We start from the raw sequence: 13,969 nt of genomic DNA on the forward strand, positions 1-13,969 counted from the left end.
GATCCGACGAAGCTTTTAAACGGTCTTGGCCATCCGGCTCGCAATCAGCGCCCAGCCAAACAACAACACGCAGAGAATGAGCAATGGCCACGAACGCCATTCCAGGTACGGCGTGAGGTTGTGCATCGGCACCACTTCGCCATACAGGATGCCGCGTTCGAACTGCGGGATCTGATCGGTAATCTGACCGAACGGGTTGATCAGGCCGGATACGCCGTTGTTGGTGGCGCGGATCATCCAGCGCCCGGCCTCCAGCGCCCGCATCTGCGCCATCTGCAGGTGTTGCAGCGGGCCGATGGAGGTGCCGAACCAGGTATCGTTGCTGATGGTCAGCAGCAGGTCGCTGCGGGCGGCAAGGCTGGCGGCGAATTCCGGGTAAACCACTTCATAACAGATGTATGGGGCGATCTGATAACCCTTGGCTTGCAGCAGCGGCTGGTCAGCCGGGCCGCGGGCGAAGTCTGACATCGGCAAATCGAAGAAGGCGATCAGCCCGCGCAGCACATCCTCCAGCGGAACATATTCACCAAAGGGCACCAGTTTTTGCTTGAGGTAAGTGCCGTCGCCTTCGCCGACAACGGTGATGCCATTGAAGAAGCGCTTCTCGTGGCGGACCTCCATGCGGACCGGGACGCCGGTAATCAGCGCCGATTTACGCTCGGCCGCGAAGCTGCCCATCATGTTCAGGTAGCCTTCGGCGGACTCCTTGAGCACCGGGATCGCCGTTTCCGGCCAGATGAGAAGATCGACCCGCCTGGAGCTGAAACTCATGTCGCGGTACAACGCCAGTTGCGCGTTGAGCTGCGCCGGGTCCCACTTCATGCTTTGTTCGATGTTGCCCTGAATGGCGGCAACGCTCAGTGGCGGGCCCGACGGGCTGGTCCAGGCGTGGTGCTTGAGCGCCATACCGGCCAACCAGGGGCCAGCCAGCAGCAATGCACCGGCGGCGATGAAGCCTTTGCGCCCCGTGTGAACCAGGCGCAAGCCGTTGTAGATCAGCGCGGCCGTCAGGGCCAGGATGAAGGAAATCAGCCACATCCCGCCGATAGGCGCGAGCCCGGCCAGCGGGCCGTCGAGCTGGCTGTAACCGGAATACAGCCACGGGAAACCTGTCAGGAACCAGCCGCGGAAGGCTTCCTGGCCGACCCACAGTGCCGCGAAGGCCAGGGCGTCGGCCAGCGGCGCCTCATTTCGGCGCAGCCAGCGCGCCCAGATCCAGGCGGGCAGGGCAAAGAACCAGGCAATCGCCGCCGTGAAGAGCAGCATCAGGAAACCGGCCAGCAATACCGAAGCGCCGCCGAAGTGGTGAATGCTGTAGTAGATCCAGCTGGTGCCGGCACCGAACAGGCCGAAACCGAAACACCAGCCGCGGCCCAGTGCCTGGCGCGGGCTCAGCTCGCGCAGGCCAGCATAGAACAGGCCGACGGCAAGCAGTGCCAGTGGCCAGATATCGAACGGCGCCAGGGCCAGTGTGGTGATTGCACCGGCCGCCACGGCCAGCAGGTTACCGGGCCAGCCGGGGCGGGTTGTCCAGCGCATTTCAATCCTTAGCGAGCAATGGGCGTCAGGCGAAGCAAGTGAATCCGACGGCTGTCGGCGTTCAGGATGCGGAAACGGTACGGGCCGATTTCAGTGATTTCGTTGCGTTTTGGCAAGTGCCCGAACGCGCTCATCACCAGGCCGCCAACGGTGTCGAATTCGTCGTCTGAGAACTCGCTGTCGAAAAACTCGTTGAAGTTCTCGATCGGCGTCAGGGCCTTGATCAGGAAATCACCGCTGGGCAGCGGCTTGATGTAACTGTCTTCTTCGACGTCGTGTTCGTCTTCGATGTCGCCGACGATCTGTTCCAGCACGTCTTCGATGGTCACCAGGCCTGCCACGCCGCCGTACTCGTCGATGACGATGGCCATGTGGTTGTGGTTGGCACGAAACTCGCGCAGCAGCACGTTAAGGCGCTTGGATTCCGGCACGAAGGTGGCCGGGCGCAGCAGGTCTTTGATGTTGAAATTGTCGCCATTCTCCTTGAGGATCAACGGCAGCAAGTCCTTGGCCAGCAACACGCCCATCACGTCATCGTGGCTTTCGCCGATCACCGGGTAGCGGGAGTGGGCCGAGTCGACCACGGCAGGCAGGAACTCGCGGGGTGTCTGGGTCGCCTTGATGCTGACCATTTGCGAGCGCGGGACCATGATGTCCCGGACCTGCAAGTCAGCCACCTGGATGGCGCCTTCGACGATGGCCAGCGCTTCGCTGTCCAGCAGTTTGTTCTGGTGTGCATCGCGCAGCAGCTCCAGCAGCTCCTGGCGGTTTTTCGGCTCGTGGGCAAAAGCCTGGGTGAGCTTACCCAGCCATGACTTCTGCCCGTTGCTCGATCGATCTTCGCTCATAGCGATTACTCTGAATCCTTTGTTGTTTCGGTAGGGGATGCGTCGGTTTCGTCGTCCGCGTACGGATCGGGAAAGCCCAGTTCTGCAAGCAACGTTCGTTCCAGTGCTTCCATTTCTTCGGCTTCCTCGTCATCAATATGGTCGTAACCAAGCAGATGCAAGCAGCCGTGAATCACCAGATGCGCCCAATGGGCCTTGAGTGCCTTGCCCTGTTCAGCGGCTTCGCGCTCGACCACGGCCACGCAGATCACCAGATCGCCCAGCAGCGGGATGTCGAGGAACTCATCCGGCACGTCGGCCGGGAATGACAAGACGTTAGTTGCGTAGTCCTTTTGCCGCCAGGTGTGGTTCAGCTCGCGCCCTTCGGCTTCGTCGACCAGACGAATGGTCATCTCCGAGTCGGCGGTGCGCTGGCGCAGGGCCAGTTCGCACCACTGGCGGAACTCCGCTTCGCTGGGGGCGCAGGCTTTGGTAGCGATTTGCAGGTCAAGCTCAAGCATCGCGGCGGCTATCCTTGGCGGCGGCATCATCGGCCGCGCGGGTTTCGAAGCGCTCGTAGGCTTCGACGATGCGCTGCACCAGTGGATGGCGAACGACGTCCTTGGGCTGGAAATGGGTGAAGCTGATCCCCGGCACATCCTTGAGCACTTCAATCACGTGGTGCAGGCCGGACTTGGTGCCGCGTGGCAGGTCGACCTGGGTGATGTCCCCGGTGATGACGGCGGTGGAACCGAAACCGATTCGGGTCAGGAACATTTTCATTTGCTCGACCGTGGTGTTCTGGCTTTCGTCGAGAATGATGAAGCTGTTGTTCAGCGTACGGCCGCGCATGTAGGCCAGCGGCGCGACTTCGATCACCTGGCGTTCGATCAGCTTGGCGACGTATTCGAAGCCGAGCATTTCGTAGAGCGCGTCGTAGAGCGGGCGCAGGTACGGGTCGATTTTTTGCGACAGGTCGCCGGGCAGGAAGCCGAGTTTTTCACCTGCTTCAACCGCCGGACGAACCAGCAGGATGCGGCGAATCTGCTCGCGCTCCAGTGCGTCCACCGCGCAGGCCACGGCCAGGTAGGTCTTGCCGGTACCGGCCGGGCCGATGCCGAAGTTGATATCGTTACCGAGGATTTCCTTCACGTAGCGCACTTGATTCAAGCCGCGTGGGCGAATCATGCCTTTCTTGGTGCGCAGGGCCACGGACGGTTCGGCGGGGGAGTGGTTGTCCAGCTGCTCGACGGCCGATTCCTGCAGGAACAGGTGCACCATGTCCGGCGACAGCTCGGTACCCTTGGTTTCCCGGTACAGGCGGCGCAGGAGGTTTTCCGCGGAGGTGGTGTGTTTGGGTTCGCCGATCAGCTCGAACTGGTTTCCGCGGTTGCGGATCTCAATGGTCAGGCGCTGTTCGATCAAGCGCAAATGCTCGTCGAATTGCCCGCACAGATTGGCGAAGCGGCGAGCTTCAAAAGGCTCGAGGATGAAACGATGTGGTTCTATGGGTGCGTTCAAGGTCGTATTTAGCCGCCCTGGGGCAATAGTGATGAATCAAGGATAGCGCCAGTGGGCTGGGTGCGAAAGCTCTTAAATATTGCAATCCGATCCCCGCCTCTGGCGCTGTACCTGTGGGAGCGGGCTTGCTCGCGAAGAGGGAGTGTCAGTCGACATTAATGGTGCTGACAGACCGCCTTCGCGAGCAAGCCCGCTCCCACAGGGGTATTCGGTGTTATTGAATCAGCGAACCCCGCAGAGAGTGCGGTTGTGCTGCATCGATGTGCACATCCGCGAACTGCCCGATCAGGGTCGGATTGTCGCAGCGGAAGTTGACGATACGATTATTCTCGGTCCGGCCTTGCAACTCGCCCGGGTCTTTTTTCGAGTAATCGGTCACCAGGATCCGCTGGATCGAACCGACCATTTGTCGGCTGATCTCGAAACCTTGCTGGTTCAATCGATGTTGCAGCGCGTTCAGGCGTTCTTTTTTCAACTCTTCCGGAGTGTCGTCCGCCAGGTCGGCGGCCGGAGTGCCCGGGCGCTGGCTATAGACGAACGAGTAGGAAAAGTCGAAGCCGACGTCGGCAATCAGCTTCATGGTTTGTTCGAAATCTTTCTCGGTCTCGCCCGGGAAGCCGACGATGAAGTCCGAGCTGATGCAGATCCCCGGCACGGCGGCGCGCAGCTTGCGCAGCTTGGATTTGTATTCCAGCGCGGTGTGGTTGCGCTTCATCGCCGCGAGGATGCGGTCCGAGCCCGATTGCACCGGCAAGTGCAGGTGCTTGACCAGTTCCGGTACGTCGGCGTGGGCCTGGATCAGGCTGTCGGAGAATTCCAGGGGGTGCGACGTGGTGTAGCGGATGCGGTCGATGCCCTCGACCGCAGCGACCACGCGGATCAGCTCGGCCAGATCAGCCAGGCGCCCATCATGAGTGGTCCCGCGATAGCCGTTGACGTTCTGCCCCAGCAGCGTCACTTCGCGCACACCGTTTTCGGCCAGGTGAATGATCTCGGCAAGCACGTCGTCGAACGGGCGGCTGACCTCTTCGCCGCGGGTGTAGGGCACCACGCAGAAGGTGCAGTACTTGCTGCAACCTTCCATCACCGACACGTAAGCGCTCGGGCCGTCGATGCGGGGCTCGGGCAAGTGGTCGAACTTTTCGATTTCCGGGAACGAGACGTCGACTTGCGGCAGCTTGCTGATGCGCGCGGCGTCGATCATTTCCGGCAGGCGGTGCAGGGTCTGCGGGCCGAAGACCACGTCGACGTACGGCGCGCGATCGCGAATGGCCGCGCCTTCCTGGCTGGCCACGCAACCGCCGACGGCGATCACCATGTCCGGGTTGGCCAGTTTCAATTCACGCCAGCGACCGAGCTGGGAGTAGACGCGATCCTGGGCGCGTTCGCGGATCGAGCAGGTGTTGAGCAGGATCACGTCGGCGTCTTCAGCGCGGGCGGTGACTTCCAGGGCCTGATGTTCGCCCAGCAGATCGACCATGCGCGAGCTGTCGTACTCGTTCATCTGGCAACCGTGGGTTTCGATGTAAAGCTTCTTGGCCATGGAATAGAGTCATCACGTGATTCAAAGAACCGCGCATTATAGGGAACATGTACCCAGGTTCCTACCGCTGTGCGTCCGATGGCTATGCTATAGTTCGCGCCCTCATTTTTATCCCCCGATGTGTTGCTCGCCTGCCATGACCAAACGTGAAGCTCCAATCTACAAGGTGATTTTCCTCAACCAGGGCCAGGTGTTCGAAATGTATGCCAAGCAGATCTATCAAAGTGATCTGTGGGGCTTTCTGGAAGTGGAAGAGTTCGTCTTTGGCGAGCGTACGCAAGTGGTCGTCGATCCGAGCGAAGAAAAGCTCAAGGCTCAGTTCGAAGGCGTGGTGCGCAGTTTTGTGCCGATGCATTCGATCGTGCGCATCGATGAAGTCGAGCGTATGGGAACACCGAAAATCAGCGAAGCCCGTGGCGCGGTCGGCAATGTCATGCCGTTTCCGATGCCGATGCCTGAGAAGTAAGGCACAAAACCGGGTTGCTTCATTCGCGAGCAAGCCCGCTCCCACAGGGTACTGCATTCCAATGTGGGGGCGGGCTTGCTCGCGAAGAGGCCGGAAAAAGCGCCGCAGAATTCAAGGTAGAGGCGCGAAAGGCGTACGCCCGTCAGCGCTCTGCAATTCCATCAAATATTTACGGAAGATTTGCCCGAGCACCTGGGTAGCAAGCTCCAGTTCTTCGCGGGGCATCTTTTCGGTGACTTCGTCGGCGGTGTCCAGTGCATCTTCGGCGCCGTTGACCGCCGCCATCTTCAGCAGGATGTACGCCTGAACGTTATTGGCCGGCACGCCTTCGCCGTGGAAGAACATGGTGCCGAGTTTGAATTGTGCCTGGGCGTGGCCTTGCAGCGAGGCTTTTTCGAAATAGCTCAGGGCTTGATTGAGGTCGCGCGACGTGTTTTTGCCTTCGTAGTAGAACTCACCCAACTCGTATTGCGCTTGCGCATCCCCTTCTTCCGACGCTTTCTGGCAGGCGGCGAGCGCCTGTTCCAGGTCTTGCGGCTGGGTATTGAGGGTGCAGCGACCCATCGCTGGGATTAACAACGAGTTGCCGCCTGCCTGTGCGTGCGCGAGCAGGGGCTGAAGAAGCAACAGGCAGCCCAGTGCAAGGGTGCGGCCGGTGCGGTTCATGGGAATCGACTTACCTCTGAAGGGCGCGCGGACCCATCGAGGGATCCAATAAGCGCGCATTATGAAATAAGCAGGGCCAACCTTACAAAGTCTTTACTCGTTTTTCTGCTGCGCGGGAAATTTATCGCCCGCTTTGCGGGGGGATTATCAGCAGCGGCGCAGGAAAAAACGTGGGAATGCAGGCCAAAGCTGACGCTGGCAAGGGCCGGCGTCAGCATTTGAGCGTTACTTCAAGGCCGCGAAGGCGCGCTCGGCGGCGTCCAGGGTCAGCTTCAGTTCAGCTTCGCCGTGGGCGATCGAAGTGAAACCGGCTTCGAATGCGCTCGGTGCCAGGTACACGCCACCTTCGAGCATCAGGTGGAAGAAACGACCGAACAGGGCAGCGTCGCTGGCCATGACGTCATCGAAAGTAACGATATCGTCGGCACCGCTGAAATACAGGCCGAACATGCCGCCGGCCTGGGTGGTCACGAACGGAATGCCGGCCGCATCGGCGCGCTGTTGCAGGCCGTCGAGCAGGCGAGTGGTGTAGTCGGTCAGCTCGGCGTGGAAGCCCGGGCGGCTGATCAGGCGCAGGGTGGTCAGGCCGGCGGCCATCGCCAGCGGGTTGCCGGACAGCGTACCGGCTTGGTAGACCGGGCCCAGCGGGGCGATGCGCTGCATGATTTCACGCTTGCCGCCGAAGCAGCCGACCGGCATGCCGCCACCGATGATCTTGCCGAAGGTGGTCAGGTCCGGCGTCACGCCGTAGTACGCCTGTGCACCGCCGAGAGCGACACGGAAACCGGTCATCACTTCGTCGAAAATCAGCACCACGCCGTGCTTGTCGCACAGGGTCCGCAGGCCTTCGAGGAACCCCGGTGCCGGCGGTACGCAGTTCATGTTGCCGGCCACGGGCTCGACGATGATGCAGGCCACGTCCTGGCCGACTTCGGCAAGCATGGCTTCAACGGCATCGATGTCGTTGAAAGGCAGGGTCAGGGTGTGTTTGGCGAATGCCGCCGGTACACCGGCCGAGCTCGGTACGCCTTGGGTCAGTGCACCGGAACCGGCCTTGACCAGCAGGCTGTCGGAGTGACCGTGGTAGCAGCCTTCGAACTTGATGATGCTGTCGCGGCCGGTGAAGCCGCGGGCCAGGCGAATGGCGCTCATGGTCGCTTCGGTGCCGGAGCTGACCATGCGCACCATTTCCATCGACGGCACGAGGGAGCAGACCAGGTCGGCCATCTGCGTTTCCATCTCGGTCGGTGCGCCGTAGGACAGGCCGTGCTCCAGCTGTTTGCGCACCGCGTCCAGCACATCCGGGTGGCTGTGGCCGAGAATCATCGGCCCCCAGGAGCCGACGTAATCCACATAGCGCTTGTCATCTTCGTCGGTGACGTAGGCGCCTTCGGCGTGCTTGAAGAACAACGGCGTGCCGCCGACGCTCTTGAACGCGCGAACCGGCGAGTTCACGCCACCGGGAATGTGTTTCTGGGCATTGGCAAACAGCGTTTCGGAACGAGACATGATCGGGCTCTCAAATCAGATTTAAAGCTTAAATAGAAAACAATTCGTTGAAGGCGCGGGCGCGGCGGGTGACCTCAGCCGTGCTCTCGGCGCCAAACAGGCCATGCACCACCGCCAGCAGATCGACACCATGGGCCACCAGCGGTGCGGCGTTATCCAGGGTGATGCCGCCGATCGCGCAGATCGGCAGGTGCAATTGCTTGCGGGCCTGGTCGAGCAGGTCGAGGCTGCAGGTCGGTGCGCCGGGCTTGGTATTCGAATTGAAGAAGCGGCCGAAGGCGACGTAACTGGCGCCTTCCTTTGTCGCTTGCTCAGCCAGTTCGATTTGCGCGTGACAGGTCGAGCCGATGATCGCTTTGGAACCGAGCAGTGCGCGGGTCGGCGACAGCGGGCCGTCGGTCTGGCCCAGATGTACGCCGACGTTCAGGCGGGCGGCAAGCTCGGCGTCGTCATTGATGATCAGCTGGGTCTTGTAGCGTTCGCACAGGTCGCGCAAGGCCTCGGCCTCGCGCAGGCGGCGAGCCTCGTCGCTGCTCTTGTCGCGGTATTGCAGCAAGGTGACGCCGCCTTCCAGCGCCGCCTCCACGTACTTGAGCAACTTACCGTCCAGCAAATGGCTGTCGGTAATGGCGTACAGGCCACGTAGTTTCATCGGACAAGCCTCACCGCATTTCAAATAGAAGTTACGAACAGAAATCCAGTGGCAAGCGGCGCGGCACGAACTGGCCTTTGCCTAGCTGCTCGGCATCACGCAGGGTGCGCCATGTGTAGTTAAGCGCGGTCTGTACGGCACTGGCGAGGTTTTCGCCCTGGGCCAGACGACCGGCCAGGGCGCTGGCCAGGGTGCAACCGGAACCGTGATAACTGCCCGGCAAACGCTGGCAGGTATAGGTTTCGCGCAGGCCGTCGCGGCTGTACAGGCGATTGTGGATTTCGGTTTCGTCGCCATGGCCGCCGGTGATCAGCAGGTGTTTGACGAACGGCAGGAGTTTTTCAGCGCACTCGTCAGCGGTGCCTTCGGGCAGTTCGGCGAGGATACGGGCTTCGGGAAGGTTGGGGGTCGCAATGATCGACAGGGGCAGCAGGCGTTCGCGCATGGCGTAGCCGACTTCATCCTTGCCCAGGCGTCCGCCACCGCCGGCGCGCAGTACCGGGTCGCAGACCACCGGCAAGTGCGGGTGCGCCGAAAGCAGTTCGACCACGGTGTCGACCATTTCCAGGGAACCGAGCATGCCCAGTTTGACCGCCGCGACTTCGGAGTCGTTGAGCACGGCATTGGCCTGGGCCAGTACCCACTCACGGTCCAGGACGCGGAAGTCCGTGACATTGACGGTGTCTTGCACGGTCAGGGCGGTGACGGCCGGAGCCGCATGGCAACCCTGAGCGAGCAGGGCTTCGATATCTGCCTGCAAGCCGGCGCCACCACTTGGGTCGTGGCCGGAGAGACAGAGGACAACGGGGCGAGAACTGTAGATATTCATGGTGCGCGAGCTTACCACCAAACCTGTTTTTCGGGTGTTGTGGCAGTGTTTTTGGTCGATACATTGTGGTGAGGGGGCCGGCCCTTCGCCATAGTGATATTTCTGCCATTGATAATCGTTCAGTGGTCTCGCTGAAACGCCCGTCCTAGAGCCTTTTCATGAAAAATTTCAATGGTGTTCAATGGCCATCAACGGCTATGCTAGAGTGGATCCAAACCAATAACAGGTGATGCCGGTTTTACGTCTGCTCAAAAGGAATGGGGGGCTTCCTGACAGAACCGGACAGGCCACGCTGGGGCTTCAATGCGCTATTTGCTGATGTTGCTGTTGTGTTTGCCCCTCCTGGCAAACGCCGTCGAGTTCGACGAGTTCACTCAAAGCCTCCCCTTGGGCCGAACCCTGCAGGTCTATGAGGACGCAGGTGGTCAGGCGACCATCGCGGATATCCGTGCGCAAGCGGCGGCCGGTAACTTCAAACCGCACCACAAGGACACGCTCAACGCAGGGTACTCGCGTTCGGTGTTCTGGCTGAAAATCGACCTGCATTACCGTCCGGCCAATCCGGCGGCGCAAAGGACCTGGCTGCTGGAACTGGCCTATCCGCCCCTCGATCATCTCGATCTCTATTTGCCCGATGCGGCCGGCAACTATCGGTTGGTCAGGCAGACCGGCGATGCCTTGCCCTTTGCCAGTCGCGAGATTCGTCAGAACAACTATCTGTTCGACCTGGCGTTCAAGCCGGATCAGGCCGAAACCGTATTCATGCGCCTGCAAAGCGAAGGCTCGATCCAGGCGCCGGTCACCTTGTGGTCGAGTACCGCCTACCTCGAAGAGCAGCCCGTGCGCCTCTACGTACTGGGGCTGATCTATGGCGTGCTGCTGGGGATGCTGGTCTACAACCTGTTCATCTACCTCAGCGTGCGCGACACCAGCTACCTCTACTACATCTTCTATATCGCCTCGTTCGGCTTGTATCAGCTGTCGGTAAACGGTGCGGCCGTGCAGTATTTCTGGCCGGACAATCCATGGTGGGCCAACGCCGCGACGCCGTTTTTCATCGGCTGTGCGGGGCTGTTCGGCAGTCAGTTCGCCCGCAGTTTCCTGCAAATGGCTACCCACAGTCGCTGGCTCGATCGCCTGTTGCTGGCGCTGGTTGGCTTCGGTGCGCTGGTGGTCGGCCTGTCATTGATGACCAGCTATGCCCTGGCCTTGCGTCTGGCCACCGCCCTGGCGCTGACGTTCACCGTGGTGATTTTTGCCGCCGGGATCTTTGCCTGGTTGAAAGGGCTGCGGGTGGCGCGGTATTTCATCATTGCCTGGTCGGCGTTTTTGCTCGGTGGCATCGTCAATACGCTGATGGTGCTGGGCTACCTGCCGAATGTGTTCCTGACCATGTATTCCAGCCAGATCGGCTCGGCCATCGAAGTGGCATTGCTGTCCCTGGCGCTGGCCGACCGCATCAACGACATGCGCGAGCAGCAGGCACAAACCCTGTTCGACGCCAGCCAGAAGCTTGAAGTCCTCAACCAGCAACTGGCCCGCAGTAACAAGCTCAAGGACGAGTTCCTTGCCACGCTGACCCACGAACTGCGCACGCCCATGAACGGTGTGATCGGTTCGCTGGAGCTGATGCAGACGGTCGAGATGGACCCGGAGCTCGAACAGTATCAGCAGACGGCGTCTGGATCGGCCCGGGACATGATGCGCATGGTCAACGGCATCCTCACCCTCACCGAATTGCAGGCCGGCAAACTCAAGGCCTCGGCCGATACCTTCAGCTTGCGTGGCGTGGTCGAAGCACTGCGCATGCAGTTCGAGGGCAACGCGTCGAGCAAGTCGCTGGACTTCAAGGTCGATGTCGCGCCAGGTGTGCCGGATCGCTTGCATGGCGACAACGTCAAGATCGCGCAGTGCCTGGAATGCCTGCTGGATAACGCCATCAAGTTCACCAAGGTCGGCGGCCTGGCCCTGCGGGTGTCTGCAAAGGCCATCGAACCCGATCGGTTGGCCTTGACCTTTGCGGTGATCGACACGGGCATTGGCTTCACTGATTTGGGGGAGGCCACGATGTATCAGAGGTTCTTCCAGCTCGATGGCTCGATGACCCGTGAATACGGTGGCCTGGGGGTTGGCCTGGCGATTTGCCGACAGTTGGTCGAATTGCTCGGTGGACGCCTGACGCATCGCACCGAGCCAGGACGCGGCAGCCGGTTTCAGCTGGATGTGGAAGTCGGGCTGCCGGTGGCCGAACGTCCGGTGACGCCGTTGATGACTCGGGATTTTCCGCGCCTGCGCTTGCCTCAGGATTGTGCCGTGCTGTTGGTGGATGACAACGGCATCAGCCAGTTGGTGATGCGTGGCATGTTGCTCAAGCTGGGTTTTCGCGTACGCACCGCCGACAGCGCCGATGTCGCGCTCGATCTCTTGCAGCGCGAAGGGTTTGACGCGGTGCTGGTCGATTGTCAGTTGCCGCTTCAGGACGATGTGTCGGTGTGCTGCCGGATCCGCGCGTTACCCGGTTATGCCGAGCTGCCACTGTTCATGATCGCCCTGGGCGGTGACCGTGAGCGCTGCCCGACCGGTGCGTTGATTGATTACTTGAGCAAACCGGTGAAATTCGAAGACTTGCAGGCCGCCCTATACCGCCGTGTGCTCTGTTCGCAACAGGGCGAAAGCGCCGATAATTAGGCGTGTATGACACTTTGTTCGGCCGTGGGGCGGTGCTTAACTGAAGTCCCTTGGCCGACCAAAGGAGCCCTGTCATGAACCTGCATCAGTTCGCCGAAACCCACGAAGTCACCAACCAGCCACCGTCACTGGACGGCGCCAACCTGTACCGCATCGACTTGCCGTTGCAGGAGTGGTCGCGGCGGTTCGGGGCCGGTTGGGCCGAATCGCGGATCGACGCCTACGGCGCACTGGCCGGTGGCCGGTTGATGGAGGCCGGGTTTCTGGCCAATCAGAACAAGCCGGTGTTCAACAGCCACGACCGGTTTGGTCATCGCATCGATCTGGTGGAATTTCATCCGGCTTATCACCAATTGATGCGCACGGCGGTCGAGCACGGCTTGACCTCGCTGCCCTGGGCGCACCCGCAGGACGGCGCCCATGTCGCCCGCGCTTGCATGTCGTATCTGCACAGCCAGGCCGAAGCCGGCAGTGGCTGCCCGTTGACGATGACCTTTGCCAGTGTCCCGGCCATGCGTCTGCAACCGGACCTGGCCGAAAAGTGGCTGCCGAAAATCCTCGCCACCGAATACGACCCGCGCAACGTCGGCATGGCCCACAAGGCCGGGGTCACCATTGGCATGGCCATGACCGAGAAGCAGGGCGGTACCGATGTCCGGGCCAACACCACCAAAGCGTATCCGGTCGGCGCCAGTGGCCCCGGTCAGGCCTATGAGCTGGTGGGCCACAAATGGTTCTGTTCGGCGCCGATGTGCGACGCTTTCCTGACCCTGGCGCAGACCGACAAGGGCCTGACCTGTTTCCTGCTGCCGCGCCATCGTCCGGACGACACGCGCAATCAGTTCTACATCCAGCGCCTCAAGAACAAGCTCGGCAATTGCTCCAACGCCTCCAGCGAAGTGGAGTTTCGTGGCGCACTGGCGTGGATGATCGGTGAAGAGGGCCGGGGCGTTCCGACGATCATCGAGATGGTCGCCATGACCCGCTTCGATTGCATGGTCGGTTCCAGTGCGCTGATGCGTCAGGCATTGACCCAGGCCAGCCATCACTGTGCCCACCGTTCGGTCGGCGGCAAGCTGCTCAGCGAACAGCCCTTGATGCAAAACGTGTTGGCGGATCTGGCACTGGAAAGCGAAGCCGCCCTGGCCTTGAGCCTGCGCATGGGCCGGGCGCTGGATCATCTGGATGATTCGCAGGAAGCCAAATTCGCCCGGCTGGTGACGGCGGTGGGCAAGTACTGGATCTGCAAGCGGGCGCCGGCGATGATCAACGAAGCCGCCGAATGCATGGGCGGCGCGGGTTATGTCGAAGAAAGCATCCTGCCGCGGCTTTACCGCGAGGCGCCGGTGAATTCGACCTGGGAAGGTTCCGGCAACGTGCAATGCCTCGACGTGCTGCGTGCCTTGTCGAAAGAGCCGGGCGTGCTCGATGTGCTGTTCAGCGAGTTGGGCGATGGTCATGGCGACAAGCGCCTGGCTGCGCACATCAATCAATTGCAGGCGGCCTTCAAGGACACCAGCGACATTCAGTACCGCGCCCGGCAGTTGACCGAGGACATCGCGTTGGGACTGCAGGCCAGGTTGTTGCTGGAGGCGGGTAACTCCGTTGTCAGTGATGCGTTTATCGCCAGTCGTCTGAATGGCGGCGGCCGGGTGTATGGCACCCTGCCGCGCGGGCTGGATGTGGAAGCGATTGTCGCCCGCTCGACTCCGCAGGGTTTCTGACCGCG

At 61.2% G+C, this 13,969-nt stretch carries 12 protein-coding genes; 3 read left to right on the forward strand and 9 right to left on the reverse strand.

Translation table 11 applies throughout. The features are described from left to right. Positions 1 to 15 precede the first annotated feature (15 nt). The 5 genes from lnt to miaB all read right to left on the reverse strand — a co-directional run bounded on the left by lnt (position 16) and on the right by miaB (position 5,430). Positions 16 to 1,539 carry an apolipoprotein N-acyltransferase gene (gene lnt, locus PMI34_RS07115; RefSeq protein ID WP_008052399.1) on the reverse strand — a complete coding sequence of 508 codons (1,524 nt, stop codon included), beginning with the start codon at positions 1,537 to 1,539 and terminating at the stop codon, positions 16 to 18. Positions 1,540 to 1,547: 8 nt separating this feature from the next. Next, on the reverse strand, positions 1,548 to 2,387 hold the full coding sequence (locus PMI34_RS07110; protein WP_008022962.1) for an HlyC/CorC family transporter: 840 nt from the start codon (positions 2,385 to 2,387) through the stop codon (positions 1,548 to 1,550). A 5-nt stretch (positions 2,388 to 2,392) separates the two neighbouring features. Continuing rightward, a complete protein-coding gene (gene ybeY / locus PMI34_RS07105) occupies positions 2,393 to 2,887 on the reverse strand; it encodes an rRNA maturation RNase YbeY (protein WP_008052400.1) in 495 nt (164 codons plus the stop codon). Beyond that, positions 2,880 to 3,887, reverse strand: coding sequence for a PhoH family protein (locus PMI34_RS07100; RefSeq protein ID WP_008052401.1), 1,008 nt, complete (start codon positions 3,885 to 3,887; stop codon positions 2,880 to 2,882). Before PMI34_RS07100 ends, ybeY begins: the two co-directional genes overlap by 8 nt. Before the next feature lie 214 nt (positions 3,888 to 4,101). Continuing rightward, positions 4,102 to 5,430 carry a tRNA (N6-isopentenyl adenosine(37)-C2)-methylthiotransferase MiaB gene (miaB, locus tag PMI34_RS07095; RefSeq protein ID WP_008052402.1) on the reverse strand — a complete coding sequence of 443 codons (1,329 nt, stop codon included), beginning with the start codon at positions 5,428 to 5,430 and terminating at the stop codon, positions 4,102 to 4,104. A gap of 136 nt (positions 5,431 to 5,566) precedes the next feature. On the opposite strand from miaB, the gene PMI34_RS07090 reads away from it, so the two are divergent. Continuing rightward, positions 5,567 to 5,896, forward strand: coding sequence for a DUF1820 family protein (locus tag PMI34_RS07090; protein ID WP_008052403.1), 330 nt, complete (start codon positions 5,567 to 5,569; stop codon positions 5,894 to 5,896). Positions 5,897 to 6,007: 111 nt separating this feature from the next. On the opposite strand, the gene PMI34_RS07085 is transcribed toward PMI34_RS07090, so the two are convergent. The 4 genes from PMI34_RS07085 to PMI34_RS07070 form a co-directional block, all read right to left on the reverse strand. Then, the gene (locus PMI34_RS07085; protein WP_008052404.1) at positions 6,008 to 6,562 is read right to left on the reverse strand and encodes a tetratricopeptide repeat protein; all 555 of its coding nucleotides are present in this window, start codon (positions 6,560 to 6,562) and stop codon (positions 6,008 to 6,010) included. Between the two features lie 225 nt (positions 6,563 to 6,787). Continuing rightward, positions 6,788 to 8,071 carry a glutamate-1-semialdehyde 2,1-aminomutase gene (gene hemL / locus PMI34_RS07080; RefSeq protein ID WP_008052405.1) on the reverse strand — a complete coding sequence of 428 codons (1,284 nt, stop codon included), beginning with the start codon at positions 8,069 to 8,071 and terminating at the stop codon, positions 6,788 to 6,790. A 28-nt stretch (positions 8,072 to 8,099) separates the two neighbouring features. After that, positions 8,100 to 8,723, reverse strand: coding sequence for a thiamine phosphate synthase (thiE, locus tag PMI34_RS07075; RefSeq protein WP_008052406.1), 624 nt, complete (start codon positions 8,721 to 8,723; stop codon positions 8,100 to 8,102). Positions 8,724 to 8,754: 31 nt separating this feature from the next. Continuing rightward, positions 8,755 to 9,552 carry a hydroxymethylpyrimidine/phosphomethylpyrimidine kinase gene (locus PMI34_RS07070; protein ID WP_008052407.1) on the reverse strand — a complete coding sequence of 266 codons (798 nt, stop codon included), beginning with the start codon at positions 9,550 to 9,552 and terminating at the stop codon, positions 8,755 to 8,757. Positions 9,553 to 9,855: 303 nt separating this feature from the next. On the opposite strand from PMI34_RS07070, the gene PMI34_RS07065 reads away from it, so the two are divergent. Together PMI34_RS07065 and PMI34_RS07060 are read left to right on the forward strand one after the other, a co-directional pair. Continuing rightward, complete coding sequence (locus PMI34_RS07065; protein ID WP_008052408.1) at positions 9,856 to 12,240, forward strand: hybrid sensor histidine kinase/response regulator; 2,385 nt, start codon at positions 9,856 to 9,858, stop codon at positions 12,238 to 12,240. Positions 12,241 to 12,314: 74 nt separating this feature from the next. After that, positions 12,315 to 13,964, forward strand: a complete 1,650-nt coding sequence (locus tag PMI34_RS07060; protein WP_008052409.1) for an acyl-CoA dehydrogenase family protein — start codon at positions 12,315 to 12,317, stop codon at positions 13,962 to 13,964. Positions 13,965 to 13,969: the final 5 nt, after the last annotated feature.

Source organism: Pseudomonas sp. GM74 (genome assembly GCF_000282455.1).
Taxonomy (GTDB): domain Bacteria; phylum Pseudomonadota; class Gammaproteobacteria; order Pseudomonadales; family Pseudomonadaceae; genus Aquipseudomonas.

Bases quoted from the DNA above. Each gene is read 5' to 3' on its own strand.
- lnt (WP_008052399.1), bottom strand. From the start codon at position 1,539: ATGCGCTGGACAACCCGCCCCGGCTGGCCCGGTAACCTGCTGGCCGTG.
- PMI34_RS07110 (WP_008022962.1), bottom strand. From the start codon at position 2,387: ATGAGCGAAGATCGATCGAGCAACGGGCAGAAGTCATGGCTGGGTAAG.
- ybeY (WP_008052400.1), bottom strand. From the start codon at position 2,887: ATGCTTGAGCTTGACCTGCAAATCGCTACCAAAGCCTGCGCCCCCAGC.
- miaB (WP_008052402.1), bottom strand. From the start codon at position 5,430: ATGGCCAAGAAGCTTTACATCGAAACCCACGGTTGCCAGATGAACGAG.
- PMI34_RS07090 (WP_008052403.1), top strand. From the start codon at position 5,567: ATGACCAAACGTGAAGCTCCAATCTACAAGGTGATTTTCCTCAACCAG.
- PMI34_RS07085 (WP_008052404.1), bottom strand. From the start codon at position 6,562: ATGAACCGCACCGGCCGCACCCTTGCACTGGGCTGCCTGTTGCTTCTT.
- hemL (WP_008052405.1), bottom strand. From the start codon at position 8,071: ATGTCTCGTTCCGAAACGCTGTTTGCCAATGCCCAGAAACACATTCCC.
- thiE (WP_008052406.1), bottom strand. From the start codon at position 8,723: ATGAAACTACGTGGCCTGTACGCCATTACCGACAGCCATTTGCTGGAC.
- PMI34_RS07070 (WP_008052407.1), bottom strand. From the start codon at position 9,552: ATGAATATCTACAGTTCTCGCCCCGTTGTCCTCTGTCTCTCCGGCCAC.
- PMI34_RS07065 (WP_008052408.1), top strand. From the start codon at position 9,856: ATGCGCTATTTGCTGATGTTGCTGTTGTGTTTGCCCCTCCTGGCAAAC.
- PMI34_RS07060 (WP_008052409.1), top strand. From the start codon at position 12,315: ATGAACCTGCATCAGTTCGCCGAAACCCACGAAGTCACCAACCAGCCA.